Origin of the sequence: Pseudomonas sp. ZY71 (assembly GCF_036542145.1) — a bacterium.
GTDB classification, from domain to species: Bacteria; Pseudomonadota; Gammaproteobacteria; order Pseudomonadales; family Pseudomonadaceae; genus Aquipseudomonas; species Aquipseudomonas koreensis_A.
The window spans coordinates 2,728,685-2,754,898 of the sequence record NZ_CP144274.1; the positions used below are offsets into that span (position 1 = coordinate 2,728,685).

Annotated in this window: 21 protein-coding genes; 5 read left to right on the forward strand and 16 right to left on the reverse strand. The window is 60.0% G+C overall.

Annotation, left to right across the window (positions count from 1 at the left end; all coding sequences use genetic code 11):
• Positions 1-121: 121 nt before the first annotated feature.
• The 12 genes from VY732_RS12170 to VY732_RS12225 all read right to left on the reverse strand — a co-directional run bounded on the left by VY732_RS12170 (position 122) and on the right by VY732_RS12225 (position 15,247).
• Positions 122-877: an ABC transporter ATP-binding protein gene (locus tag VY732_RS12170; protein WP_331695524.1), complete on the reverse strand. Its 756-nt coding sequence runs from the start codon at positions 875-877 to the stop codon at positions 122-124.
• Positions 871-1,932, reverse strand: a complete 1,062-nt coding sequence (locus VY732_RS12175) for a FecCD family ABC transporter permease (RefSeq protein ID WP_077573294.1) — start codon at positions 1,930-1,932, stop codon at positions 871-873. Before VY732_RS12175 ends, VY732_RS12170 begins: the two co-directional genes overlap by 7 nt.
• Entirely contained in the window at positions 1,929-3,110 is a 1,182-nt protein-coding gene (locus VY732_RS12180; protein WP_331695525.1) for an ABC transporter substrate-binding protein, read from the reverse strand. Before VY732_RS12180 ends, VY732_RS12175 begins: the two co-directional genes overlap by 4 nt.
• A 62-nt stretch (positions 3,111-3,172) precedes the next feature.
• Positions 3,173-5,587 carry a TonB-dependent receptor gene (locus tag VY732_RS12185; RefSeq protein ID WP_331695526.1) on the reverse strand — a complete coding sequence of 805 codons (2,415 nt, stop codon included), beginning with the start codon at positions 5,585-5,587 and terminating at the stop codon, positions 3,173-3,175.
• A 97-nt stretch (positions 5,588-5,684) separates the two neighbouring features.
• The gene (locus VY732_RS12190; protein ID WP_331695527.1) at positions 5,685-6,662 is read right to left on the reverse strand and encodes a FecR domain-containing protein; all 978 of its coding nucleotides are present in this window, start codon (positions 6,660-6,662) and stop codon (positions 5,685-5,687) included.
• Positions 6,663-7,178, reverse strand: coding sequence for a sigma-70 family RNA polymerase sigma factor (locus VY732_RS12195; RefSeq protein WP_016987079.1), 516 nt, complete (start codon positions 7,176-7,178; stop codon positions 6,663-6,665).
• Positions 7,179-7,263: 85 nt separating this feature from the next.
• Positions 7,264-8,448 carry an aminotransferase class V-fold PLP-dependent enzyme gene (locus VY732_RS12200; protein WP_331695528.1) on the reverse strand — a complete coding sequence of 395 codons (1,185 nt, stop codon included), beginning with the start codon at positions 8,446-8,448 and terminating at the stop codon, positions 7,264-7,266.
• A gap of 15 nt (positions 8,449-8,463) precedes the next feature.
• On the reverse strand, positions 8,464-9,705 hold the full coding sequence (locus VY732_RS12205; RefSeq protein ID WP_331695529.1) for an MFS transporter: 1,242 nt from the start codon (positions 9,703-9,705) through the stop codon (positions 8,464-8,466).
• A 13-nt stretch (positions 9,706-9,718) separates the two neighbouring features.
• A complete protein-coding gene (locus VY732_RS12210) occupies positions 9,719-11,569 on the reverse strand; it encodes an IucA/IucC family protein (RefSeq protein ID WP_331695530.1) in 1,851 nt (616 codons plus the stop codon).
• 36 nt (positions 11,570-11,605) lie between these two features.
• Positions 11,606-12,766, reverse strand: coding sequence for an NAD/NADP-dependent octopine/nopaline dehydrogenase family protein (locus VY732_RS12215; RefSeq protein WP_077573288.1), 1,161 nt, complete (start codon positions 12,764-12,766; stop codon positions 11,606-11,608).
• Between the two features lie 28 nt (positions 12,767-12,794).
• Positions 12,795-13,838 (reverse strand): PLP-dependent cysteine synthase family protein, encoded by a 1,044-nt coding sequence (locus tag VY732_RS12220; RefSeq protein WP_331695531.1) that lies wholly within the window; start codon positions 13,836-13,838, stop codon positions 12,795-12,797.
• A 14-nt stretch (positions 13,839-13,852) separates the two neighbouring features.
• A complete protein-coding gene (locus tag VY732_RS12225) occupies positions 13,853-15,247 on the reverse strand; it encodes a Y4yA family PLP-dependent enzyme (protein ID WP_331695532.1) in 1,395 nt (464 codons plus the stop codon).
• 614 nt (positions 15,248-15,861) lie between these two features.
• Here VY732_RS12225 and VY732_RS12230 point away from each other — a divergent pair.
• From VY732_RS12230 to VY732_RS12245, 4 genes are all read left to right on the forward strand, one after another.
• A complete protein-coding gene (locus VY732_RS12230) occupies positions 15,862-16,752 on the forward strand; it encodes an HpcH/HpaI aldolase/citrate lyase family protein (RefSeq protein WP_331695533.1) in 891 nt (296 codons plus the stop codon).
• 25 nt (positions 16,753-16,777) lie between these two features.
• Complete coding sequence (locus tag VY732_RS12235) at positions 16,778-17,179, forward strand: ParB N-terminal domain-containing protein (RefSeq protein ID WP_331695534.1); 402 nt, start codon at positions 16,778-16,780, stop codon at positions 17,177-17,179.
• Positions 17,180-17,288: 109 nt separating this feature from the next.
• Positions 17,289-19,505, forward strand: coding sequence for a TonB-dependent receptor (locus VY732_RS12240; protein WP_331695535.1), 2,217 nt, complete (start codon positions 17,289-17,291; stop codon positions 19,503-19,505).
• Positions 19,506-19,637: 132 nt separating this feature from the next.
• Positions 19,638-20,063, forward strand: coding sequence for a fe2+ zn2+ uptake regulation protein (locus VY732_RS12245; RefSeq protein WP_331695536.1), 426 nt, complete (start codon positions 19,638-19,640; stop codon positions 20,061-20,063).
• Here VY732_RS12245 and VY732_RS12250 read toward each other — a convergent pair.
• Positions 19,998-20,603 carry a response regulator transcription factor gene (locus tag VY732_RS12250; protein ID WP_331695537.1) on the reverse strand — a complete coding sequence of 202 codons (606 nt, stop codon included), beginning with the start codon at positions 20,601-20,603 and terminating at the stop codon, positions 19,998-20,000. The genes VY732_RS12245 and VY732_RS12250 overlap by 66 nt on opposite strands.
• A 115-nt stretch (positions 20,604-20,718) precedes the next feature.
• On the opposite strand from VY732_RS12250, the gene VY732_RS12255 reads away from it, so the two are divergent.
• On the forward strand, positions 20,719-22,341 hold the full coding sequence (locus tag VY732_RS12255) for an ATP-binding response regulator (protein ID WP_123593817.1): 1,623 nt from the start codon (positions 20,719-20,721) through the stop codon (positions 22,339-22,341).
• A 105-nt stretch (positions 22,342-22,446) separates the two neighbouring features.
• Here the strand turns inward: VY732_RS12255 and yecR are convergent, their stop codons facing one another.
• From yecR to VY732_RS12270, 3 genes are all read right to left on the reverse strand, one after another.
• Positions 22,447-22,755: a YecR family lipoprotein gene (gene yecR, locus VY732_RS12260; RefSeq protein ID WP_008082757.1), complete on the reverse strand. Its 309-nt coding sequence runs from the start codon at positions 22,753-22,755 to the stop codon at positions 22,447-22,449.
• Between the two features lie 508 nt (positions 22,756-23,263).
• Positions 23,264-24,436, reverse strand: a complete 1,173-nt coding sequence (locus tag VY732_RS12265) for a cystathionine gamma-synthase (RefSeq protein WP_331695538.1) — start codon at positions 24,434-24,436, stop codon at positions 23,264-23,266.
• Positions 24,433-25,809: a pyridoxal-phosphate dependent enzyme gene (locus VY732_RS12270; protein ID WP_123593815.1), complete on the reverse strand. Its 1,377-nt coding sequence runs from the start codon at positions 25,807-25,809 to the stop codon at positions 24,433-24,435. The genes VY732_RS12265 and VY732_RS12270 overlap by 4 nt, the downstream gene beginning before the upstream one ends.
• Positions 25,810-26,214: the final 405 nt, after the last annotated feature.

The following is a 26,214-nucleotide window of genomic DNA, read 5'->3' on the forward strand; positions in this document are numbered from 1 at the left end:
TGTTTTGCCACTTCTCGACGAGCAATGCTCTACGGCAAAGATCGGCGCTGATTGGCGCTTGGCACGAGGCGGGCACAACGTTACAACACCGCGCTGCACCGTTGCCAGCAGCGATTGCAATTCATACGATGTCGTCGATCAGAATGTGGTTTACCCCACGGCTGCACTGCTCGATCCGCGCCTCGACCTTGTAGACATCGCGCAGCATCTGTTCGGTGATCACTTCACTGCTCGGGCCGCTGCCCTGACTGGTGCCATCAGCAATCACCAGCACCTGATCGGCGAAGCGCAACGCCTGATTCAGATCATGGATGGCAATGAACACAATCACCTCGCGTTTGCGCGCGAGGCTGCGCATGAAGTTCAGCACTTGCACTTGTCGATGCATGTCGAGGGCGCTGGTCGGTTCGTCCATCAGCAGGATTTCCGGTTCGCGCACCAGCGTCTGGGCGATGGAGACCAACTGCTGCTGACCGCCGCTGAGTTCACCAAGGTTTCGGAACGACAGCCCGGTGATGCCCAGCGCGGCGAGAATTTCGTCGACCAGTTTCAGCTCATCATCGTGGACCACCCAGCCCGGGGTCAGTTGCTTACGCGCCAGCAGCACGGATTCGTACACCGTCAAACGCGCACTGGCATTCAGGCCTTGCGGCATGTAGCTGATACCGGTCGGGCCTTTTTTCGAGTCCTGCAAAATCACCTGCCCGGGGCCTTCGATCAGTCCGGCCATGCGTTTGAACAACGTCGATTTGCCGGCCGCATTGGGCCCGACCACGGCAACCACCTGACCGCCAGAAAACGTTGCCGTCGAGACACCACGAATGATCTCGCGCTGGCCGTAGCGGGCGCCGAGATTGTCCAGTTGCAGCGTCACCATGAGTTTTTCTTCCCGCCGAGAATCAGTGAAATGAAGAACGGCACGCCGATCAGCGAGGTGACCACGCCGATGGGGAAAATCGCGCCGGGGATCAGGGTTTTGCTGACCACCGAACTGGCCGAGAGAATCAACGAACCGGTGAGCAAGGAGGCCGGCAAAAAGAAGCGCTGATCTTCACCGATCAGCATGCGCGCGATGTGCGGGCCGACCAGTCCGATAAAGCCGATGGTGCCGACGAAGGCCACGGGGAACGAGGCGAGCAGGCTGACCATGATCAGCGTCTGAAAGCGCAAGCTGCGCACGTTGATGCCGAAACTGGCAGCCTTGTCGTCGCCCAGACGCAGGGCGGTCAAGGCCCAGGCGCGTTTGGCGAAAATCGGCAGGGTGATCAGGATCACCAGACAGATCACCCCGAGTTTCGGCCAAGTGGCTTTGGTCAGACTGCCCATGGTCCAGAACACCACGGCGGCGACGGCTTGCTCGGTGGCGAAGAACTGCACCAGCGCCAGCAGCGCATTGAAAGTGAACACCAGCGCGATGCCGAGCAGCACGATGGTTTCGGCAGTGACGCCACGGCGCATGCTCAGGAAGTGAATCAACAGCGCCGAGAGCATGGCCATGATGAAGGCGTTGAGCGGCACCATGAATTGCGCGGCCAGCGGGAACAACGCCACACCGAAGGCCAGGCCCAGCGCCGCGCCGAAACTGGCGGCGGCGGAAATGCCCAAGGTGAACGGACTGGCCAGCGGGTTGTTGAGGATGGTCTGCATCTGCGCGCCGGCCAGCGACAGCGCCGCGCCGACCGCCACTGCCATCAGCGCCACCGGCAAACGAATGTCCCACATCACCACGCGCACTTGTGGCGAAGCACTGTCCGGCGAAAACAGGGCGCCGAGCACTTCGCTGAAACTGTAACTCGCCGGGCCCAGTGCCAGATCGAGCAGCACACTGCACAGCAACAGAACCACCAGCCCGGCGAGGATCAGGCGTTTACGCAGCACAAGTCGCCGGTAGGTTTCGCGCTGCACCTCGACGGTGTCGGTCAACGAACTCATGGTTTGACCTCAGTATTGCGCAGGCTGACGAAGTAGCCCGACTCATACGGCACGGGCAGAAAACGCTCGTGCAGTTCGCGGAAGGAGGCGTCCGGGTCGAGATCGGCGAACAGCTCCGGGTGAAACCATTTGGCCAATTGCTGAATGGCCACGAACTGGTAGGGGCTGTTGTAGAACTGATGCCAGATGGCGTGGAGGGCTTGTGTCTCCTGAGCCTTGATCCCGGCGTAGGCCGGACGCTGCGTATACCACGCGAGTTTTTTTCGCGCCTGGTTCATGTCGGCGCCTGGCCCGACACCGACCCAATGGCCGCCGGGTGCAAAGGCTTCCCAGTTGGCCGTGGTGACCACCACGTGCGCCGGATTGGCGACGATGACCTGCTCGGGATTCAACTGGCCGAACGTGGTCGGGATGATCCCCCGGGCGATGTTGTTGCCGCCGGCCATGTCGACAAACAGGCCAAAATTCTCGTTGCCGAAACTCAGGCAGCAATCGTCGGTGTAGCCGCCGATGCGCTCGATGAACACGCTTGGACGCGGTGGCTGCTGTTTCTCGATGACGTCGGTGACGCGGTGAATCTGCTGGTTGCGAAAATCAATGAAGGCTTCGGCGCGTTGCTCTTTACCGAACAGTTTGCCGAACAGGCGCATGGTCGGCTCGGTGTTCTGCATCGGGTTGTTGCGAAAATCGACGTACACCACCGGGATGCCCAACGCGTCGAGCTTCTCGATGTAGCGCGCATCTTCGGTGGCGTGCTGCGCTTCGATATTGAGGATGATCACATCCGGGCGCTGCGAGATCGCTTGTTCGATATCAAAGGTGCCGTCTTCAAAGCCGCCGAAGGTGGGGATCTTGGCAATGCCGGGGAATTTGCGCAGGTAGGCATTGTAGGTGTCCGGGTCGGACTGGATCAGGTCCTTGCGCCAGCCGACGATGCGTTCGATCGGATTCTGTGTGTCCAGCGCGGCGAGCAGATACAACTGCCGGCCTTCACCGAGGATGACCCGTCTGACCGGCAGATGCACCTTGACCTTGCGCCCGAGCAGATCGGTCACTTCGGTGCGCGCCGTATCCGCTTCGCTGGCGTTTGCATTGCGCGGCGCCAGCGCAGACAGGCTCAGCAGTCCTGCCAGTAACAGCGCAGCCATCGCGAGGCTGCGTCGATCGAAAATCACCATGGTCAAAGCCTTTGCAAAGGTCAGTTCGGCCAACGGCTCACACCGCTGGCCGGCTGAACGTTTCAGAAATCGACAGTCGCCGACAGTAATAAGGTGCGCGGTGAGCCTTGGGAGAACGCGCCGTAGGAAGCGACGCCCGACCAGTACTCGTGATCGAACACGTTCTGCACGGTGGCGCGAAACGTGGTCGGTCGATCATCGATGCGCGTGCTGTAGCGGGCGCCGACATCGAAGCGGGTCCAGTCATCGAGTTTTTGTGTGTTGGCCTGGTTCACGTACTGGCTGCCGGTGTGGATCGCGCCTCCGGTCAGTGTCAGCCCCTCGACCCAAGAGGTGTCCCATTCGGCCCAGAGGTTGGCCTGAACCTCGGGCACGCCGACCGGTTTGTTGCCGCGGTTGGCGGCCACGCCGGTTTTCGTCAGTTCGGCATTGAGCAGGGTCACGCCGCCGAGCAGGCGAGTGCCCGGCGTGACTTCGCCGAACACGTTCAGCTCCAGCCCGCGATTGCGTTGTTCGCCTTGTACCGAGAACACCCCGGAGGCCAGTTCGCCGCTGGGTTTGGTGATCTGAAACAGGCTGATGGTGGAGGTGAACGTGCCGTAGTCGGCTTTGACCCCGAGTTCGTGCTGGCGGGAAACATAAGGGGCAAAGATCTCGCCAGCGTTGGACGCGGTGGAAGGCGCGATGTCGCCCTTGCTCAGCCCTTCGAGGTAGTTGTAGTAGAACGAAACGTGGTCCCAAGGCTTGATCACCGCGCCGAACAACGGGGTCGTCCGGCCGTCGTCGTAGGACGTGGTCACCACGCCGGCGGCGTTGTAGTTGTCGGATTTGATGTTCTGTTTACGCAAGCCCAGGGTTACCTGTGCGCGGTCATCGAGAATCGACAGCGTGTCGGCAAGCGCCACGCCAGTCAGTTCGCTCTGCGAGACCTTCGGCGTATCCGGCTTGGGAATGTAAGGTTGCGGGCGATCCACCGGGTGATAAATGTTCGACAGAATCGGTGCGCCGGAAATGATCCCGCGCGACAACACATCGCGATAGCGACTGACCTGCACAGTGGTGCGGTGACTGATCGGCCCGGTATCGAAGCGCAGCCGCGCACCGGTATCAACGGTGTAACGCTCGACTTCGAACTTGTAGTAACCGGGGATCGATGAGGTGTCGCCTGCGGCATTGATAATGGTCGGCGTCTGATCGGACATTCGCGCCACATCCGATTTACCGCCGCCGGCATGGGCGAACACCGTCAATGCATCGCTGAGGTCATATTCGCCGCTGAGCAGCGCCGATTTGTCACGGGTTTTCGACCAGCCCCAATCCTGACTGACGTTGCTGCGGCCGTTGGCGGCGGAAGGAATGTCCACGCCCGGAGCAATCAGGAACGGTCGCGAAGCGGCGTCGAAGCTTTCTTTCTGGTTGAGCCAGTCGAAGGTTGTGCGCAGGCGTTCGCCCTGATAGTCGAGGGAAATCGCGCCGATGTCGACGTGGCGCGATTGATCGTCGATCGCCGTGTTGCCCAGTTGCGTACTGCCGTTGAAGCGCACGCCAAAACGACGCTCTTCACCGAAGCGGCGACTGACATCGAGATGGCCTCCGGCCTGAGCATCCATGGCGTAACTGGCGGTGAAACGGGTCAGGTCTTCATCGAGGGAGCGTTTCGGCACCACGTTGATCACGCCACCCACCGCGTTGTTGGGGGACATGCCGTAGAGCAGGGCGCCGGGACCTTTGACCAGTTCGATGCGCTCGGCGTATTCGGTGAACACGCGGTAATTGGGCGCCACACCGTAAACGCCGTCGAAGGCCAGTTCACCGAGGTTGCCTTCGCCGACGGGAAAGCCACGGATGAAGAACGAGTCGACAATCCCTCCGGTCTGGCCAGTGGAACGCACCGAAGAATCACGTTCCAGCACATCGCCGACGGTGACGGCCTGCTGATCCTTGATCAGCGACGAGGTGTAGGTGCTGATACTGAAGGGGGCGTCCATGACATCCGTATTGCCAAGAATGCCCAGGCGCCCGCCGTTGGCCACCTGGCCACCTACATACACTTCTGGCAGGGAATCGGCGCGCTTTTCGGTGCCGATGATCGATGTTTCGTCCAGTGTCACCCGGCGCGGCACCAGCGTGTAGCTGCCGTCACTGCGCAAGACCATGTCCAGGCCACTGCCAGCCAGCAAGCGATTGACCGCCTCCTGAGTCGAGTAATTACCGATCAGCGCAGGGCTGGTCAGACCTTCGGCCAGCGAGGGCTCGAACGACAGGGCAATGTTGGCGTCCACGGCGAAGCTCGACAGGGTCGCACCCAGCGGCCCGGCGGGAATGTTGTAGGCACGAACCGCGACAGCGTCCAGTTGCACCGGCACGGCGGCCAAGGCAAACGGGCAAACGGCACCGATCAGGACAAGGCTTAGCAACGCACTGCGAACAACGGGTTTGAGCTGACGTTCCGGGCGCAGGTGGCGTGCGGCAAGCATGGATGAATGAGCCTATGAACAGGACGAAAAGGTGCTTCTCCCCAATAGCCAGTCGAGATCGAAAAAAGTATCACCGCTACGGCAATTATTTTTTCACTCAGGCCGGGGAGAGCATGACCCAGTAGCCATTCAAATGGCCGCTGACGAGGATCGGGTAGGTTTGCGCCAGCATGTTCAAGGTGCGCTGGCTGTCGCTGATCGGGTAGGCGCCGGAAATGCGCAGATCGGCGATTGCCGGATCGAGGCGCACGAAGCCACGGCGATAGCGCGTCAGCTCGTTGACGAAATCGGCCAGACGCATCTTGTCAGCCATCAGCATGCCTTGGCTCCAGGCGCCGACGTAGCGGTCGGCAACGCTGAGCTGGCCAAAGGTGTGGGACGAGAAGTCGGTGCGTTGACCGGCGTTGACGATCAGCGGCGTGGTCTGGCGATTGTCCGCGAGCTCGACTTTGACCGCGCCTTCCAGCACGGCGAGGTGGGTGCGCGGTTGCAGTTCGCGCACGGTGAAACGCGTGCCCAGCGCCTGCATCCGACCTTGACGGGTGCTGACCAGAAACGGTCGCGCCAGCGGCGAAATGTCCGGCGCGGTCTGCACCAGTATTTCGCCTTCGCGCAGGTGAATGAGGCGTTGATTGGCGTCGAACAGCACGTCGATGGCGGTGTCGGTGTTCAGGGTGATTTTCGAGCCGTCGGCCAGGGTCAGCTCGCGTTGCTGGCCAACGGCAGTGCGATAGTCGGCTGACCATTGCTGCGACTCTGCCAGCTTCCAGCTGCCCCAACCGGCCGGCAGGATGGCCAGAATCATCGCCAGTTTGCCCAACGCCGCACGGCGCTCCGGGCTGCTCGGGCGATCGAGTGCGGACATCGCCAAGGATGGTGGCAGGCCGCCGAGTTTGCTCTGCAACAACTGCGCCCGCGCCCAGGCACGACCGCGCTCGGGGGTGCTGGCTTTCCAGTATTCCCATTCGCCGCGCTCGCTGTCGCTGAGTTCGCCTTCACTCATGCGGATCAACCAGTCGGCGGCTTCTTCCAGGGCCTGGTGATCGAGGTGCGGCTCATGGCGGCGGCTGAGCATTCACTCCACCAGCAACAGGCACTGCACGAAGGCTTGCTTCATGTAGCGTTTGACGGTGATCAGCGACACGCCCAGCTGCTCGGCAATGTCGTCGTATTTCAGCCCGCTGATCTGCGACAACAGAAAGGCGCGTTTGACCAACGGCGGCAGGGCATCGAGCATTGCGTCGATTTCGTGCAGGGTTTCCAGCACCATGAAACGCAATTCCGGCGAAGGCACTTCCGGCGCCGGCACATGGGCGAGGGCGTCCAGGTAGGCCCGTTCCAGCGCCTTGCGTTGATACCAGTTGACCAGAATGCCTTTGGCCACGCAGCTCAGATACGCGCGCGGCTGCTCAATGACGGTGACTTGCGAGGCGAGGATACGGGTGAAGGTGTCCTGCGCCAGATCCGCCGCATCCATGGCGTTTCCCAGTTTTTTTCTCAGCGTCGCGTACAGCCAGCCATGATGGCCGCTGTACAGGGCTTCGATCGCGCGCAGGTGATTGGCATTATTCGCGGGAAGGGTTTCGCTCATGGCTGCAGATTTTCATGCAATTGAGAAGTATTCCCAATGCTAGTTTACAAAGCCGCTGCGACGCAAGCGCCGATTGTTTTCCGCTTCAGACTCTCGGCAGACGGCTCAGCGCAGCAATCATCGTGTCGATTTCCGCCTCGGTGTTGTACGCATGCACCGAGGCACGGCTGACTTCCGGCAAGTCCCTGTGCTGCATGTCGAGCAAAGTCGAGTGCAAGGTCGATGTGCTGACGTTGATGCGCTTTTCCTGGCCGGCCAGCCACTGCTGAACGTGCGCGGCGCTGCTGTCGCGATGAGTAAACGTGACGATGCCGGACTTCTGCACTCCGAGGTCTCGCGGCGTGATACCAGGAATATCTGCCAGTTGTCGGCGCAGGTAATCTGCCAGTTGCTGAATTCGCAGCCACATCGGTTCGATGCCTTGCGCCAGCGCGTATTCCACTGCCGCACCGAGACCGAGTTTGGCGGCGACGTTGCATTCCCAGTTCTCGAAGCGTCGGGCGTCGGCGCGGATGGTGAATGTGTCGGCGCTCTGCAACGCGGCAGCATGCAAGTCGAGAAATGCCGGTTCGAGGTTCTGACAAAGGGATCTTTCGACATACAAGAAGCCCATCCCACGCGGCCCGCGCAGGTATTTGCGACTGGTTGCCGCGAGCATGTGGCAGCCGATTTTCTGCACGTCGATCGGCATCTGCCCGACCCCCTGACAGGCATCGAGCAGAAACAGCACGCCAGCCGAACGGGCGAGGGCGCCGATCTGCTCGATGGGTTGCACCGGGCCGCCATTGGTGGCGATCACCGGCAGGGAAATCAGCGCAACCCGAGCATCGTCGAGCATGGCCGTTAGTGCCGACAAGCAAACCTGGCCGTGTTCATCGTTAGGAATGACCTGAATCTCGATACCACGCCGCTGCTTCATTTGCAGATAAGGAATGTAGTTGCCGGCGTATTCGGTGGTCGACGTCAGCACCACATCGCCGGGTTGCAATGGCAAGGAGTAGAACGCCATGTCCCAGGCGCGGGTCGCGTTTTCGATCACCGCAATTTCGTCAGGCTGAGCGTTGATCAATTGCCCGATGGCGGCGTAGACATTTTCCACTTCGGCCGATTGTTGCCCGGCGGCTTCGTAGCCGCCCAGAGTCGCTTCAAGCTGAATATGACGGGTCATGGTCTCGATCACCGGCGCGGGCATCAGCGCCGCGCCGGCATTGTTGAAGTGGATCAGTTGCGCGACGGCGGGGGTGTCGGCGCGCAGTTGTTCAATATTCAAAAGCAGACTCCTTGATCATTCGCCGTCCGGGGCAGGGCTTGCTTGCATCGCCGCCGGCCAGTAGCGCAACGCGACGATCGGGATCAGTGCGACGACGTAAGCGAGGCAAACAAACAGATAGGTGTACTGCAAACCGTAGACCTGACTGAGCAGACCACCGGCGGAAATCCCCGCAATCGAAGCGAATTGCGCAGTGCCCTGAGCGATGCCCAGTACATGACCCTGTTGCGAGCTGTCGGCGGTCTTCGAGATCAGCGCCATCAACACCGGCGTGGTTGCACCGAGCAGCACGCCCCAAATGAAGTAGGCAATGACAAACACCACCGGGTTGTGGGTGACGCCTGCCACCGCAGTGAGGACGATGCAGCCGATGACCACGTAAGTCATGCGCTGCAAGGTGTCCTGCTGACCACGCTGTTCGAAATAACGCGACCACGCCGTTGCCGACAGAATGAAGCCCAGCGCCAGCAAGCCGTAGCAGAGGCCGACCACCGAATTGCTGACCTCGAACACCGAGCTGACATACAGCGAAAACGAGGTCTGCGGCAGCATCCGCGCCAGCAACAGAATGCCCATCACACCGAGCAGCGACAGCAATGGCGAGCCTTGCCAGAGGCTGCCGGAACGCGCCGGCGCAGTTTTGTCGACGACCACGGCTTTCTTCACCGGCGGCACGTCCGGCAAGGTCACGGCGGCGATCACGGTACACACCGCACACAGCGCCGAAGCGATGATGTTGATCCAGAAGAACGTCGCGTAATCGAGGATCAAGCCGCCGACCACCGCACCCAGCAGCGAGCCGACATTGGTCGAGATTTGCAGAATGGCGAACAGCCGTGCGCGCCGCGACGGCGCTTCAATGCTGACGCCATAGGCCTGTGCCGGCGCGATATAGCCGGCAAACGCGCCTTGCAGAAAGCGCAGGATCAGAATCACCCAGATATCACTGAAGAGCGCCAGCCCAAGCTGGGTCAACGACAAGCCGGCGAGGGCGCGGATCATCATCAACTTGTGGCCGTAGCGATCGCCGATCCGGCCCCAGAATGCACTGGTGAGAATAATGCCCAGCATCGGCCCGACGTACACGGCGATGCTGGCGAAGCTGAAAAGCGACTCGGAGGTCGTCAGCCCACGCAGGTGGACAGGCCAGAACGGCCCGCTCATTTCCATCGCGCCCATCGATACCAACTGGATCGCAAATAGAAGATAAATCAGGATTCTTACTCTCGAACCCTGGATGGCACCTGCTTGGGACATGAGTCAGCCTCGGTTAAACGCTAGCGAGCGGGTTGGTCAGGGTGTGTTGCAAACGATAGTTGCTGTACTGCATCAAGTGCATGCGCAACAACGAACGGGTTGGCCAAGGCTCTTCGACGAACGCCTTGTGCTCGGTTTCCCACACATCTGCCGCGACCCGGTCACGCACCGCTTCGAAGGCAAGGTCGGTTTCTTCGCGCAAGATTTTCCATAGCCGTGTGTTGTTGAAACCGTACTCCTTGGTCAGCCACAGGGCGATCTCATGCAGGTGCGTGAGGAACGCCGCGTCGAGCACAAACATGCGTACTGGCTCGATATCACCGCAGAACACTGTCGGCAGAATACCCGGCTGCACGTGTGGTTGCAGGCTGTAACCACGGCCCTCGAGCAACGGCGCGTAAGTGCGGCCATCACCGAAATCGCGGATCAGCAGACTACGTGCTTTGCCATCCGGGGAGAACAGCACCATGGTGTTTTGCTGGTGCGCCTCAAGGCCGATGCCGTACATCAAGTAGATCGCCACCACCGGGTGAGTCACCACCTTCGCGTACTCGCGGAACCAGTTCTCGACCTGCGCAGCATTGGCGCGCACACCGTCACGTTCAATCAGATCGGTGAACAGCGGACGACCGCTGCCGGGCAAACGGGTGAACAGTGACGCCACGGTTATCGGCAGGCACTCATCGTTGCGTTCGAACGCTGGTGCGCTGGCGCGATACACCACGGACAGATGACGGCCCGGGTGATCGTCCTGCGTTACCGCGTTTTTGTAACGCACGCCGATTTCTTCCGGGAAGATTTCCAGGCGTTGATCGAAGCCGTTTTCCGTCTCGAGAATCTTGCTGATCACCGTGCTGATGCGCGGGCCCATGTGAATCGACTTGGCTTGCAGGCTGCGCAGTTCGCTGGTCATCCATACCGCGATGGGCAGTTTGATCAGCGGCGCGGATTCGTCCAGTACCGGCATCATCGTGCGATACGACATGGTCGGCAGGGTTGGCAGGTCCGGGCCATCGGTGATCAGAATGCCGTCGGCGATTTCCTGCGCGAAGGTTTCCAGCACGTAGGCTTGTAAATGCCAGCTGTGGATCGGCAAGGGCAGCCATTGGTTTTCGTCCAGTCCCTTGCTGTTGAGCGAGGCTTTCCATTGCGCCCATTGCGTCGGGAAATGCTCGGCGAACCAGGCGCGGTAATCGATCACGTGCGGCATGCTTTCGCTTTTCGCGTTGTCGGCGCGCAGTGCGGCGATGCGCAGGGGCACCTGTGCGTTGAACTCGGGCGACAGTTGCTCGACCTCTTCATCGGTCAGGCCCGGGCGGGCTTTCCAGGTCGGGTAATACGGGTGACCTTCCAGTGAACCCCACTGGTCGAGCAGGATCGCGGCGTCCTTGGTTTTGGCGTGCTGGCGCAAGTAATCAGTGAAGCTGTGCAGTCCTTGATCCTTGGCGGCTTGTGCCAGTCGGGCGTTCCAATGCTGGCGATGCTGACGGGCGTGGGCGTCGTTGCTCAGGCTGTTTTCCATGTCGGACTTGAGCCCGGCCACGCCTTCGTCGGTCGGGGCGAAGTCGAAACTGTCGCGCAGCACATCGAGCATGTCCTGGTGGCTGGTGATCACCTGGCGCACGCCTTCATCGGTGACCAACACCACGTCACCGTCGTTGACCACCGTATCGGCCGGGCCTTTGGCGATGTCGGAAAAAGCCAGGTGGGCGCGGCCGCCCTTGAGCGGATACGTGGCCTGGTTGCCCTCGACGGAAAAGCTCAGGGCCGCTCGGTCGAGGATGTTTTCCGCAAACAGGCAACGCACCAGACGGCGCATGGCGTTTTTGCGGGAGTAGGCGATCAGTGTCTTGAAGTCATCCATATCAGCGGTCTGCTCATCGAAAATTGAATGAAAAGATCAAGCGGCGGCGCTTGTCGTGTGCGGCCATTGGCGCGGGAAATAGTCGAGTGCCGAGCCGCGCAGGCCTTCCATGTAGGCCACGCTCCACTGCAGGACTTCCTCGATGTAAGGCACCTTGAGGTCGAAGCGTTTGGCCATTTCCACCAGCAGCACCAGGCCGTAGGCGACGTCTTCGTTGAAGGCGCGGCTCTCGCGCTCGATCACGTAACCGGCGCGGTTGTCGGCAGCCGGCACCATCGGCGCAAGGATGTCGTTGTAGGCCTGATTGGTGCGCAGGATCGACAGCATGCTGCTCGGGTCGCGAATCTGCTCGCCGTAGGCCTCGACGATTTCCTGTTTCAGCGATTTCACCGAAGACAGGTCGATGCCCAGGCGCTGGCTGATCACCGCGCACAGTTGCTGGCTTTCCTGATCCATGCGTTCAAGGAAATAGGCGCCGAGTTCCGGGCATTCGGTCCACCAGCACATGCGCTGCGGGAAGATCTTGCGGTGCCACTGGCCGTAGGGGCCGATGAGGCCGTAGATCACCGAGCTGTGCATGATCGGGTTGCCCGGCGTCAGGGTGATTTCCAGAAAGTGCTCGAGCATCGTCACGCACGGGCCGTACAGCCGCGTGAGTATTTTTTCCAATTGGCGGCGCGCGGTTTGTGGCTCCCGGGCGTGGGTCGCGACGTACAACTGGCTTTTGCCGCCGCCCATTTTGATCGAGCGTCCCGGGGTCAATTCGAACGCCGTGTGCGGCACATCTTTCATGCCCCAGATCACCACGTTCGGCCGGTCGGGCAGGGTGGCTTCGGCCAGCCAGTCGAAACCGCAGAAGCCGGGAATTGCGCCGATGAACACCGGTTTGCTGGTGGTCAGATGCGGCGCGATGTCTTTCAACGTTTGCGGACGCGCATGGGCCGGCACGGTGATGATGACGATGTCGGCATCTTCCACCGCGGCTTTCGCGTCGCTGGTCACCCGATCGAGTCGGGCGCTCAGCGACGAGCCGTCCGGCAACAAGGCCTGCATCGGCGTCTGGCGAGCGTGGTGTTCGATGACCTCCTGATTATGGGTGTGCATCGAAACCTGAACATTGGGTAGCTGCTTGAACAGGATGGCGTTGAGATGGCCGGTCCTGCCGCCACCACAGATGGCGACTTTCAACAGATTCATCGAGAGGCGTTCCTGTGTGAAGGGTGGGTCATGCGACGCTCAGTTGCAGCGGCGCGGAAACAGAGTCCAGCCAGTGGGTCTTGCCCAGCCAGGCATCCAGTTGCGGGGCGATGCTCGGGTCGATCAGATCGCGCTCCTGCAGCCACTTGTCGTCGAACACGGTATGCAGGTATTTCTCGCCGCCGTCGGCGATCGGCACCACGACGTTGCCGCTCAGCACGCCTTTGTGGATCAGCTCCAGTGCCTTGAAAATCGCACCACCGGTCGAGCCGCCGACCAGCAGGGCGAAGTTGCGCGCGATGTAGCGGGCGGTTTCGAATGCCTGCGAATCGGTGACTTGCACGCCCAGATCGATGCAGCTGTAGTCGAGCACCAGACCCACGGTGTCGCCGGCCGGCGTACCGGTGCCGGATTGGTAGTACGGGTAGCCGGGGTGGCCGAAGACAATCGAACCGGCCGGTTCCACCGCGACGGTGACGGTGTCCGGGTTGTGCACTTTCAAGCCGCGTGCGATGCCGGTCATCGAACCGCCGGTGCCGACGCAACCGACGTAAGCGCCGACCACGCCTTCAGCCTGCGCGATGGTTTCGCGGACGAAATCGCTGTAGCCGCCGGCATTGGCCGCATTGTCGGACTGGTTCATGAACACCGCGCCGGGAATCTCGCTCGCCAGTTCGGCGGCCATCTGTTGCCGCTCGACCACCGCGACTTCATCTTCGCGATAAGTGCCTTTGACGAAACGAATGTCGGCACCGAGGGCCTTCATCACGGCGATCTTGTCTTGCGCGGCGTGGTGATCGACCACGGCGATGAAATGCAGACCAAACTCGACCGCCGCCATGGCCAGGCCAATCCCGGTATTGCCCGACGATGACTCAACCACCACGCCGCCGGGTTTCAAGCGACCGGACTTGAGCGCGGCCAGCACCATGTTGCGCGCCATGCGGTCTTTGATGCTGCCGCCGGGATTGTTCTTTTCAATCTTCAACAACAAACGCGCGTTGGTATCCGGAACATCGATGCCCAACATCGGTGTATTACCGATAAGGTCAGAGACTTTATTCAAGATCATTGCAATTGTTCCCTTTAGTAGTCAGGTGAAAACGCATAGTTACCTTCCGTACAACAGGTCGCCATCAGCCGCCGGGGCAGGGGATGGCGATGAAACTCGTTTTCCAGCAAGTCCATCTGGTAACCGGCGGTGTTGATATAAATCAATAAGTCACCGGCTTGCGGTGCCGTTGCAAAGTTGATCAGGCGATGGGTGATGACGTCATCGTCCAGGCAACTATGGCCGGCGATATAAGCCTGAGTCGGGGTGTTTGGCTGTTGTTTGGTGCTGACAAGTATTGGATCTAGCAGATATTCCGAGGCAAACCAGGTTTCGCAAGCGCTGAAACTGCTGCCCTCAACGAAGATTACAGTTTTATTGTCAGCCAATTGTTTGCTGCGCGTGACGCGAAAGATTGAAATGGCGGCTTGATCGACCAGGCTTCGGCCCGGCTCGAGTGCCAGTGTTACTTGCTGGGTCTTCAAGTAATTGGCAATCGACAAGCCGTGAGAATGCTCGGCTTCGAGTAATAACGTCAGCCATTGTGTCGCGGTCAGTTCACTGCCGTAAGGATAATAAGTGGCGGGAACTTTCTGGTTGTCATAGTGGCTCGGGTTATTGTCATTTTGCAGGAACTGAGCGTAGGTCTCAGGTTCGACATAGCGAATCGGCAAGCCGCCACCGATGTCGATCATCTGCGGATTCAAGCCCATTTCCCTGGCCGCCTCGATAAATCCGCTGACCTCACGAAAGGCCTGTGCGCGGGATTCGAATCCATAGCCGCCGAGGTGAAAATGGAAACCTTCAAAATGAAAAAGTTCAGGTTTTTCTGCCAACCGTTGCAGGCATTGCAGCAGGTCTTTCGAACCCATTCCGAATCGGCTGTTCTGACTGCTTTTTGGTCTGTAACGCAGTAAAACTCTGGTTTTCGTCGGACCTGGTTGTGGTGGGAGCACGCAATGCAGGTGATCGAATTCCTCCAGCGAATCCACACAGATCAATGAACCGGCGCTGATCAGCGCTTGATGGAAAACGGCTGTTTTGGCCGGTCCTGTGGCGCAGATTATGGTGCCCGGCACACCTGCGCGCAGGGCAGCATTCAACTCGTGAATGCTCGACACATCGACGCCGATCCCCGAATTCGCTGCAGCGCCGAGCATACTTTGCGACTTGTTGGCCTTGGCCCCGTAGAAAATGGCATGGGGAACCTGGTATTGCTTCAACACGTTCAGCAGCGCTTGCGTGTTTAATTCAAACGCATGGGGCCAGACCAGATTTAACGGCGAGCCCTGTTGTTCCACCAAGTCTGCAAGTTTGTTCGGGAACTTGTTGATAAACGTGGCAATAACCGGGTCGATCAGCGGCGTTAACATTTCCGGGTGATGAACTTTATACGGCTGTTCAACAGCAGATTTATTTGTTGTAGGCATAGTTGACCCATAGCGTCGAAAGTTGCGTCGCCATTGATAGTCCGATCATCGATCGTTATCGATGCGGGTTGTCTTTTTTTGCTCGTCAGCGTCGAGGCTTTAAACAACCGGGAGGCGGGTGCCAAGTGAAATCCGCTATTGGATCTGTAGCCCTGATCGTAATAAATGGTTCACAAAATAATTGCATGAGAACCCCATTCCATAAGGTTTGTGCGGATGTATTGAATGGCCATTAGTTGCTGGCCATTGCCCTGTAGCAGCCTGTAGCTGATGTTTAAGTGACATCACTGACAGGTACTTTTGCAGATACCGATGACTTGCTTTGAAACGAGAATAGTTCCTCTTGGCGGCGTGAACAATATTGCGAACAGGAACGATTATCAAGTAAGGTTTTCAAATATTTTTCAATAAAGACCTGTTTCAGGCGAATCCATGAACGTGCATTTACACGCTCAAGGACTCGTTCGTCCCGAGATTAAAAGTCTCTTAATTGCTTGATCAATAAGGCGTTAAGGGCTGTTGCGATAAGCCCCGGCACGGCAGGCAAATCCGCCGTTGAAGGGGCCTGAAAATTTTCAAAAACCACGACGGGTTCACGTCAAAGGAGCAACGCCATGCAATCCGATCGACTCAGCCGCAAAGCGCCACTCGCGATCAGCTACCTGTTCGTGCCGGGCAACCGTCCCGAGCGTTTTTCCAAAGCCTGCGAAGCGGGCCCGGACGCGATCATTCTCGACCTCGAGGACGCCGTCCATCCGGACAGCAAAGTCGCCGCCCGTGACGCCATCCAGGCGTGGCAGGAGAAAACGCCGAGCGTTGCTTGTGAGCGTTACATCCGCCTCAACAGCGTCAGCAGTTCGCTGTTTCGCCAGGACCTGAGCTGGCTCAGCGACCTGCGCCATCCTGAGCGTTGTGACGGGATTTTCCTGCCCAAGGCCGAATGTCCCGAGACGCTGGCGCGGGCGGTCGAGCGCTTGCTGGAGTGGCAACCGAGGCTGGCGATCGTCGCGATCATCGAGACCGCCAAAGGCCTGCAGCAGGTCGAGTCGATCGCTGCGATTGCGGGCGTGGCGCGGCTGGCGTTTGGCTCGCTGGATTTCTCGCTCGATATCAACTGCAGCCAGGTGCCCGAGGCGTTTCTGTTTGCCCGCAACCGCATCGTGCTGGCGTCGCGCACGGCGGATCTGCCGTCGCCGATCGATGGCGTGACGCCGGCAATCAGCGACTTGGCGGTGGTTGCCCAAGACGCGCAATACGCGCGTTCGCTGGGCTTCGGCGCCAAGCTGTGCATCCATCCCGGGCAACTGGCGACGGTGCAGCGCGCCTTCCTGCCGGATTCGCGCCAACTGGCGTGGGCCGACCGTGTGATGCGAGCGGTGGCCACGGGCAGCCATGCGGTGCAAGTGGACGGCGAGATGGTCGACTTGCCGCTGATCGAACTCGCCCAACGCCTGCTCGATGTGGCCAGCCAGCATGCGCCGGTTGCCCGCGCCGATGCCTGCTGAATCCCCGGCGAATCAGGAGATCACCATGGACCACGGTTATCAGATTGCGCTGCGGCCACTGTGCGACGTGTTGCAGTCGGAGCAGGTCGATCCGGCCAACGTGACGCTGCTGCGCGAGTCGATTGTCCGCGCCGGGCATTGGCTGGAACCGATCATCGTCGAGCGTTCGCGCGGCATCGTGATGGACGGCAATCACCGTTTCACCGCGGCGTTGCAGTTGGGCTTGAGACGGGTGCCGTGCATCCAGTTCGACTACTCCGATCCGCGCGTCTGTGTGCGGCATTGGCAGACCGGGCAGGCGTTCGAGGTGGCGCGAATTTTCACCACCATCGCCCGCGGCGAGATTTTTCCGTACAAGACCACCCGGCACGCGTTTGACCCCGCGCTGCCGGTGGTCGCGATTCCGCTGGAGCGCCTCTACGCCTGACCCTGATCAGGCGACGGAAAAAAACTTTACTGCGGGTGATACTTTTTCGCAGATCGACTGGCAATAGGAGTGATTACCATTTTCCCTCGATGAAAAGGATCCTCACGTCATGCCTGTTGTCAGTCGTCCTTGCGGTGAGCGGGTGTTAACACTCGCCGTGCGTACCGCCATGCTGAATTTCGTTTTGGTCGCAGGAAGCGCCAACGCTTGGGCCGCCAGCCCCGAGCAAACAGGCGTTGCCGCCGACCCGACTGCGAACGCCGCGCCGGACGCGCTGACCCTCGACACCACCAACGTCAACGCCCGTTACAACGGCGCGACCGCGTTGCCGGAAACCCTCGCCGGTGGTCAGGTGGCGCGCGGCGCACGGCTGGGCATGCTGGGCAACAAAGACGTGATGGACACGCCGTTCAGCGTCACCAGTTACACCGCCAAAACCCTCGCCGATCTGCAAACCGTGACCGTCGCCGATGCGCTGGAACGTGATCCCTCAGTACGCTCGACCGGGCAGACTGGCGGTATCGTCGACTCGTTTTTCATCCGTGGCTTCCCGATTGGCGAAGGCAACCTTGGTGAGCTGGCGTTCGACGGCGTCTACGGTGTCGCGCCGAATTATCGGGTGTTCACCGACTACGCCGAGCGCGTTGAAGTGCTCAAGGGGCCGGGCGCGCTGATGTACGGCATCTCGCCGAACAGCGGCGTCGGCGGCGTGATCAACATCGTGCCCAAGCGTCCGCTGGATGAAGACCTGACCCGGTTTACCGGCACCTATGCCTCGGATTCTCAGGTCGGCGGGCACCTGGACCTGAGCCGGCGCTTCGGTTCGGAGAACCAGTTCGGCGTGCGTTTCAACGGCAACCTGCAGGGTGGCGATACCGCCGTCGATGATCAGCATCGCGACCTCGGTGTCGGCGCCATCGCTCTGGATTATCGCGGCGAGCGTCTGCGCCTGAACCTCGATTACATCAGCCAGAAAGAAAGCTGGGAGGGCGCTTCGCGGCCCTTCACCATCGCGCCGGGCGTTGATGTGCCGTCTGCGCCGAACGGCCGCACCAATCACTCGCAGGACTGGGGCTGGTCGGATACCAAAGAGCAGTCGGCGTTGCTCGGTGGCGAATATGACCTGACCGACAACGTCACCGTGTTCGCCCATGCTGGTGGCGGCAAGTCCGACGTCAAGCGCCTGTCCGACCAGGTGCCGAGAATCCTCAACGACGCCGGTGATACCAGCAACATTCCCGGCTACTACAAATTCAACGTTGATCGCTCGACGGCTGACGTCGGTATGCGTGGTGTGTTTGCTACTGGCCCGATCACCCACACCACCACGGTCATGGCGACCCGTTATCAGGATGAGCTGTCACGCGGCATCAACAACGGCACGGCCATCCTGTCGAATATCTACCACCCGATCGACAGGCCGCAGCAGTACATCAACTCGCCAAAGGTGTTGCGCGTTTCCGAATCGGAGCTGTCCGGGGTGGCGTTGACCGACACAATGTCGATGCTCGATGACCGCTTCCAGTTGACCCTCGGCGTGCGTCGTCAGGACATCGAATCGCGTAACTACAACGCGGCCGGTGCGGTCAGTTCGAAATACAAGGACAACGCCACGAGCCCGCTGGTCGGCGTGGTGGTCAAGCCTTGGCAAGACGTTTCGCTCTACTACAATTATGTCGAAGGCTTGAGCAAGGGCGATATCGCCCCGGGCACGGCGTCCAATGCTGGCGAAACCTTCGCCCCGTACGAATCCAAGCAGCATGAGATTGGCGTCAAGTACGAGCACGGTACGTTCATGACCACGCTGGCGTTGTTCCAGATCGAGAAGCCGAGCGGTGAAGTCGGTGCCGACAACGTGTTCTCTGTGCAGGCTGAACAACGCAACCGTGGTGTCGAGTTGAGCATGTTCGGCGAAGTGGCCCCGGGCACTCGCCTGATGGGCGGCGTGACCGTGCTCGACGGTGAACTGACCGATTCGGCGACCAAGGCCAACCGTGGCAACAAACCGGTTGGCGTGCCGGACGTGCAAGCCAACCTCTGGGCCGAATGGGACACGCCATGGCTTGAAGGCTTCACCCTCACCGGCGGGGCGATCTACACCGACAGCCAGTACGTCAACCAGGCCAATACTCAGGAGCTGGATGCCTGGACCCGCGTCGACGCCGGCGCGCGTTATGCGACCAAAATCGAAGGCCGGCCAACGACGTTCCGCGCCACCGTGCAGAACGTCTTCGATCGTGAGTACTGGTCGGGCGTGGCGTCCTACGGCGCGTTCTCTCCGGGTTACCCGCGGACCTTGCAGCTGTCGGCCACGGTCGATTTCTGACGGGGCGGGAAGGGCGGCGCTGTCGTCACCTTCTATATAGAAAGTCACGATCACGTTGCCTGTCCGACACGTGGTCGGCAGGCGGGAAGCAGCTGCAACCCGCCTGAACATTTCAGAAAGGGAGTATTCGCCATGTTTAACCACCCAGGCGTTGGCGCTGTAAACGCACCTTCAGCGTTTCGGGCAGCGAACAACCCATTGGCCTTTGAGTTTGATCGCAGCGCCAATACGCATATTCGCGAACTGCTGCGCCACTTTGGGCTGCGCACCAGCCTGATCCGCTTCAAAGTCATCAATGCACTGGTGGTGGCCGGCCGCGACGGGCATGGGATCGGGGTGAATGGCGTGCATGCGTTTGTCGAGTCTTCATCGCCCGAGCTGTCGTTCGTCAGTGTGCGTGAAGTGCTCAAGCGTCTGGGTGAAGAGGGGCTGATCGTGCTTGGCAGTGACAAGACCTACCGATTTTCCTCTGCGGCCATGGAATTGCTGCAGCTACAGAGTCCCCGTGTATTTCACGGCGGCGGCCGCTCGCGAGGGCACGTTCAGCGTACGCAATAAAGAAGACACATGAATCCGCACCGTGAACGGGGAGATCTCCAGTTCGCGGGCGATTTCCTTGTTGGTTTTGCCTTGGGCAATCAAGCGCAGCACGTCTTGCTGACGAGGCGTGAGGGCGGCGCCGGTTTCCAGCGGCAGCAGGCCTGACGGCGCGAACTTCACCAGTACTTCACCTTCGCGAATTGCCAGAATTGCCTGACCGATTTCGTCCGGAGCGATGTTTTTGCCGATAAAACCGTCGATACCGGCGGCCATGACTTCGCTGATCAGCGACTCATCATCGACCATCGACACCACAATCAGCGTGGTACGCGGCAAGCGCCGACGCAGTTCGCCGAGCTGGCTTACACACGTGAGCCTAGGAAAACGCAAATCAAGCATCAGCGTGTCCGGCTCATCACCCAAAGGCAGCAGCGCCAGCACGGCGTCGAGATCGCCGGCTTCGTCGATAACGGCCTCGGGCAGCAACCGCTGAACCGTGCGCAGCATCGCTTCGCGAAACAGCGGGTGATCGTCGGCTATGATAATTCGGCAGGTCATGGCATGACCCTCCCTGGGTCAGGCGTTACTCAAGGCTTGCACCTTAGCACCGGGCGCGAAGTTTGCCTGTAGGCTGATTCGGAAACTGACGATTGCCGCACAAGGACGTTTAACCATGAAGTTCGAGAAAAACACCGAACTCGACCAGGCCAACCTGCGCATCATCATCGCCAGTATTGCCGTGGTTTACATGCTCATACTGGGTTTTTTGCCAGGCCAGCGCTTCGATACCTATCTGCCCGTTGTCACCTACATCATCCTGTTTTTGCTGGCCTCGATCGGTTTGCGTCAGGCGATTGCACGCTGGCCGGGGCATTACCCGGCGCGGCGGATTTTTTCCATGGTCCACGATTACACCGGCACCTGTTTCGGTCTGGTGGTCGGTGGCGAGGCGGCGTTGCCACTGTATGCGGTGATTATCTGGGTCAATCTGGGTAATGGCATGCGTTACGGCTCACGCTATCTGGCGATTGCCACGGTGCTGGCCTTGCTGGCGTTGCTGTGTGTTTATCGCCTGACCCCGGTGTGGCAGGCACAGCCGTTTATGGTGTTGATGCTGATGATCACCAGCACGGTGATCCCGTTTTATGCGCACTTGCTGCTGGAGCGTACGCGCAAGGCCTCCGAAGAAGCGGTGGCGGCGAATCTGGAAAAGTCGCGGTTTCTCGCCCAGGCCAGTCATGACCTGCGCCAGCCGATTCACTCCATCGGTCTGTTTACCGCGTGCCTGCGGGAATCGCAGTTGGGCGATGAGGAGCGGCGTCTGGTCGATAACATCGACCGATCGCTGCTCAACGTTTCGCAACTGTTCCGCTCGATTCTCGATCTGTACACCCTCGATAACGGCCGGGTTCTGCCCAAACTGCAAACCTTCAATTTAGGTGAATGGCTCACAGATCTGATTCGCCAGAACGCCGAAGCGGCACGTTGGGCTGGAGTGGAGTTGCGTTTTCGCCCCTGTGAGTATTGGGTGCAAACCGATCCGGCGTTGCTGGCGACCATGGTGCAGAACGTGCTTTCCAACTGCTTCAAATATGGTGCGCATCGGCCGGTGCTGATCGGTGTGCGCCGGCGCGGGGCAGGGCTGGCCATCGTGATTTATGACCGCGGCAACGGTATCGCCGAAGAACATCTGGCCAAGGTGTTCGAGGAGTTTTATCGGGTGCGCCAAGTACGCGACAAGGATGTCGAAGGCGTCGGGTTGGGGCTGTCGATCGTCAAGCGACTGGGCGAGTTGATCGGTGTCGGCGTTGCCCTGCGTTCGCAGCTTGGACGGGGCACGGCGGTGACTTTGTACGGCTTGCCGATCACCGCGCCGCCGCAAGTAACGGTCAATCGTGATGAAGCACGTCAGGTCGGTTTGCTGACCGGGTTGAAGGTGTGTCTGGTGGAGGATGATCGCAACGTATTGCTCGCGACTTCGGCGTTATTGGAGCGTTGGGGCTGTGTGGTTCAGGCCGAGTTGACGGCTCAGGACCTGGTCACCGATTGCGACATCATCGTCGCCGACTATGACCTCGGCACCCACGCCACTGGCATCGAATGCATCGACGATGTGCGTCAACAGCGGGGCTGGGCAGTGCCGGCAATGATCATCACTGGACATGACGTCGAAAAAATCCAGGCCGCCTTGCATGACCGCCACATCGCGATCTTGTCCAAGCCGGTGCGCCCGGCCGAACTGCGCGCGACGTTGCGAACCTTGCGCGACCGCCGACCGCAAATCCAACCCCTGTAGGAGCTGCGGCGCGCTGCGATCTTTTGATCTTCTTTTTCAGGGTCAGGATCAAAATCAAAAGATCGCAGCCTCGTTTCACTCGACAGCTCCTACAGGGTCAAGCGTCTAGCGCTTGCACAGGTAATCCTGAGTGATGGTGGTTTGCAGGCAGTTGTACTGGCCCATGGTGCGGCAGATGTTTTTTTCGGAGCCGGTGACCTCGGCGTTTTTGTAGCCCCAGGTCTTGCAGCGTTGCGCGGCGACGGTCAGGCCTTGTTCGGCGCTGGTCTGGCCGCTTTCGAACTGGCCCAGTTCATAGGAGACCTGGACGACACCATCGTTTTTGCTGCCGCCGGTGGCTTCCCATTGTTTCGGCGTGGCGCAGCCAGTGAGGAACAGGGCGCTGAGGGTGAGTGTTGCGATCAGGGATTTCATGGTGTTTCTTCCTTGGTGTTGTTCTGATTTCCAGGCACAACGATCCCGCACGCTGCGAACAGGCAACGTGGAGGAGCATCGAGGGGTGCGAGGGAATATAACGCCGCCTGGCAGGGCGGTCGATTAGCACAAATGTGCTAGTGCGGCGGGGGGCGGCGGCCGTTAGGCGCTTCTCTTCCTGCCCGATTGGGGCAAAGCTCGAATCAGTCTAAAAACACTCACCCGCGTCCACGAGCCTTTGCTAGGCTCAAAGATGTAGGCGAAGACGCAGACTGATGCGCAATCGGATAGCAAGGGGGCGTGGGGCGCGCTCCGAAAGGTACACGGTTAGAAAGATCTCCGCGCTGAGATCCAGCCCTTATGCCGTGTGAAGCAGCCGAGGCCGTACCTTTTCAATTTGGCCCGGTACTGTGGGAAGCCCGATAAACCTTGTAAGCCAGAGACCAGCACTGGCCGCCTGCTCGAACATCAAAGCCCGCTTCGTGCGGGCTTTGTCGTTCTTGCCAGGTCAGATCGATTGCAGCGCTTGCGCCAGGTCGGCGCGCAGGTCTTCGACGTCTTCAACGCCCACCGACAGACGCACCAGACCATCGCCAATCCCCAGTTTCGACCGGGTATCAGCCGGAATGGTCGCGTGGGTCATGATCGCCGGGTGCTCGATCAGGCTCTCCACGCCGCCGAGACTTTCCGCCAAGGCGAAGATCTTCACGTTCTCAAGGAAGCGCCGCGCGCCCGCCAGATCACTGTTCAGATCCACGGAAATCATCCCGCCGAAACCGCGCATCTGGCGCTTGGCCAACTCATGCTGCGGATGCGAGGCCAGCCCCGGATAGTAGACGCGTTTGACCTGAGGCTGCTGCTCCAGCCACTGCGCCAGATCCAGTGCGTTGCTGCAATGACGCTCCATGCGCAACGCCAGGGTTTTCACCCCGCGCAAGGTCAGGAACGCATCGAACGGCCCGGCAATCGCACCGACGGCGTTCTGCAAGAAGCCCAGCTTCTCGGCCAGTTCAGCATTCTGCCCAACCACCGCAATACCGCCGATCACATCGGAGTGACCATTCAGGTACTTGGTGGTTGAGTGCAGGACGATATCGAAACCCAGCTCCAGCGGCCGCTGGATATACGGGCTGGCAAAGGTGTTGTCGGCCACGCTGATGATCCCGCGAGCGCGGCAGATACGGGCGATAGCGGCGAGGTCCGACAGGCTCAACAGCGGGTTGGTCGGTGACTCGACAATCACCAGGCGTGTGTCGTCCTGCAGCGCCGCTTCGAACGCCGCCAGGTCAGTCAGATCGACGTAGCTGAAACGGTGTCCGGCACTGCGCTGACGGACCTTGTCGAACAGGCGGAACGTGCCGCCGTACAAGTCATTGCCGGAGATCACGTGCGAACCGGCATCGATCAGTTCGAGCACCGTGGAAATCGTCGCCAGCCCGGAGGCGAACGCGAACGCCTGGGTGCCGCCTTCAAGGTCCGCCACGCAACGCTCCAACGCAAAACGCGTTGGGTTGTGCGAGCGGCCGTAGTCGAAACCCTTGTGCACACCGGGGCTGTCTTGCAGGTACGTGGAGTTGGCGTAGATCGGCGGCATCAGCGCGCCGGTGGTCGGGTCTGGCGTCTGCCCGGCGTGGATCACCCGGGTCGCGAAGCCTTGGGATTTATCGTCGTGCTGACTCATGCGAGGGATCTCCGTAATTGGTTGAGCATGTCGGTGCGGGTGATCAGGCCATGGAAGCCCGATGTATCGGCAATGATCGCGACGAGACCACGGCTGAGCACCGCTTCCAGCTCGGAAAGGCTGGCACCGGGGGCAAGGGTTTGCAGCTTGTCGGTCATCACGCTGGACACCGATTGGCTGAAGCGCGCGGCGTCTTCGTGCACCGGCAGGAGGATGTCGGATTCGTCGATCACGCCGACCAGTTGCTTGCCTTCCACCAGCACCGGCAATTGCGAAACATCGGCCAGGCGCATGCGCTGGAACGCGGTCAGCAGGGTGTCGTCAGGGCCGACGCTGATCACGCGGCCGTCCTCGAAGCGGCGGGCGATCAGGTCGCGCAGGTCACCGTAACCCTTGCGCTGCAACAGGCCTTGATCGGTCATCCATTGGTCGTTGTAAACCTTCGACAAGTAGCGCGTGCCGGTGTCGCAGACGAAGCTGACCACGCGTTTTGGCTCGGTCTGTTCGCGGCAATAACGCAGCGCCGCCGCGAGCAAGGTGCCGGTCGAGGAGCCGCCGAGAATGCCTTCGGCCTTGAGCAACTGACGCGCGTGATCAAAGCTTTCTTCATCGCTGATCGAGTAGGCGTGGCGCACGCTGGAGAGGTCGGTAATCGATGGAATAAAGTCTTCACCAATGCCTTCCACCGCCCATGAACCGGGCGTCGGCATCGTGCCGTCACGGCTGTATTGCGCCATGACCGAGCCGATCGGATCGGCGAGGACCATTTCCAGATCCGGTTGCACACGCTTGAAGAAGCGACTCAGGCCGGTCAGCGTACCGGCCGAACCGACACCGACGACGATCGCGTCCAGATCATGTTCGGTCTGCGCCCAGATTTCCGGCGCGGTGCTGCATTCGTGGGCCAGCGGGTTGGCCGGGTTATTGAACTGGTCGGCGAAAAATGCGCCGGGAATGTCTTTCGCCAAACGGGCGGCGACGTCCTGGTAATACTCGGGATGGCCCTTGCCGACGTCGGAGCGGGTGATGTGCACCTCGGCGCCCATGGCCTTCAAGTGCAGGACTTTCTCGGTGGACATTTTGTCCGGTACCACCAGCACCACGCGATAACCTTTGGCGCGGCCAACCAGTGCCAGGCCCAGGCCGGTGTTGCCGGCGGTGGCCTCAACGATGGTGCCTCCGGGTTGCAGACGACCATCACGCTCGGCGGCGTCGATCATCGCCAGACCGATGCGGTCCTTGATCGAACCACCGGGGTTCTGCGATTCAAGTTTGAGAAACAGCGTGCAAGGCCCGGTGTCGAAGCGGGTGACTTGCACCAGTGGAGTATTGCCGATCAGCCCAAGTACGGCAGGGCGTGATTCCTTTGACATTTCTTCACCTCTTAGTGGTGTTGATCGCGTTCCAATCGCGGGGAAAAGACTCGCGTGCAACATAGGCTCAGACATCAGCTGTCGCAACCTTTAGTCGGTCGCAAATACAGCCATTTCGATCTAACGATAGATCGAAATCAAAGACCTGCCGGGGTGCTTTCGGGGGCGTTTATACGGAGGCGTCATCGAGTTTTCAAAGGGCGTCTTCATGGCGACGAACAGCTTGAATTACCAAGAAATTTACTGCCGCAAAAACCGTCCAGCCGTCGCCCGCGCTCTCAACTCTGCAATGTCTTCAGGTGACAGGCTGCGATGATTTGATCATGAGGGAAACTCGTGTTGATCAAGATTAAATTGAGTTTGTCTCACTAGCGAACGATGCCGACAATGGCCGCCATCAACAAG